This is a genomic window from Catenibacterium sp. co_0103 (assembly GCF_004168205.1).
GTDB classification, from domain to species: domain Bacteria; phylum Bacillota_I; class Bacilli_A; order Erysipelotrichales; family Coprobacillaceae; genus Catenibacterium; species Catenibacterium mitsuoka_A.
The window spans coordinates 1-1,050 of sequence record NZ_RCYB01000208.1 but is presented as its reverse complement, the minus strand read 5'-3'; the positions used below and the strand labels follow the sequence as shown (position 1 = coordinate 1,050).

1 protein-coding gene is annotated in these 1,050 nt (G+C 35.0%); it reads right to left on the bottom strand.

Annotated elements, in window-relative coordinates; translation table 11 throughout:
* The coding region (locus tag EAI80_RS13175; protein ID WP_238634639.1) for an IS4 family transposase at positions 1-1,050 on the bottom strand (1,050 nt) is incomplete at both ends.

The following is a 1,050-nucleotide window of genomic DNA, read 5'->3' as shown; positions in this document are numbered from 1 at the left end:
CAGATTATAAAGAGTAAGACTTATATAAATCTCCTGCTTTATATATTTTCTCTTCTTTGCGTGATGTGAGTTCAAACCTATTGCATACTTTACATGTCTGAAAGAAGTCTCTATACCCCAGCGTTTATTATATAGTTCCTTGATGTCTTCAGATGAGAATTTAGTCCTATCAAGATTAGTAATTATACATTCATATGTATCTTCAGTGATTTTGAATCGAACTGTCCTGCAATTAAACTCATACCAGGGATCTTCTTTAGACATATAGTCAAATCGCATATTAGTAGGACATACTTTATATAGCTGAGGGCATGCTTTTATCATTGATGTACATTTCAGAGTAAGCATTCTAAACACGTCAATATCAAACTCATCATTCGGATACGGCCCTAAAGATCTTGTCATACTGGTTTTAGAATTGATATCCTTGACTCTGACAAGATACTTGTTTCCAGATTTCGCAACATGTTCAAAACCGTTATAAGATTCATATCCTCTGTCTGCTATAAAAATTGCTTTCCTTCCCTGATAACGATCCACAAGCTGGCAGAAAGCATCATTTTCATCCCTTACTGCCTGACCCTGTATAATAAGATCATCATATGATCGCTCAAGGAGATCGTAGCTGGCATTAATATGAAATGCGGAATAAGGCTTATTGGTACCGCCTGTTCTTAGAACTCTTGTTTCTTTATCATATATGGAATTATCGATTGGCAATTCACTCCCATCAATAGCGAGAAGACGATATCCTTTATACAGTATGTCTTCATGAGTTCTATCATTAAACTTATTGAAAATATGTTTAAAAGCATCCACCTTGATTTTATTTCTAGCCTGCACAAACGCAGATGCAGTAGGTGTATCAAGTGCATTATCAAAAGACTTAAATAGTTCATCTCTTAAGGAGCCGTTTTCCATGCAGAAGAGGATTTTGATGGTATCTTGAAAATCCAGTTTACGAGAACGAATGAAGTCTGTTCTGGAATTTTCGCAGAAAATAGAGCGTGAATCGTTCATTTTTTTGATAATGTGATTTAAAGTTTTCTC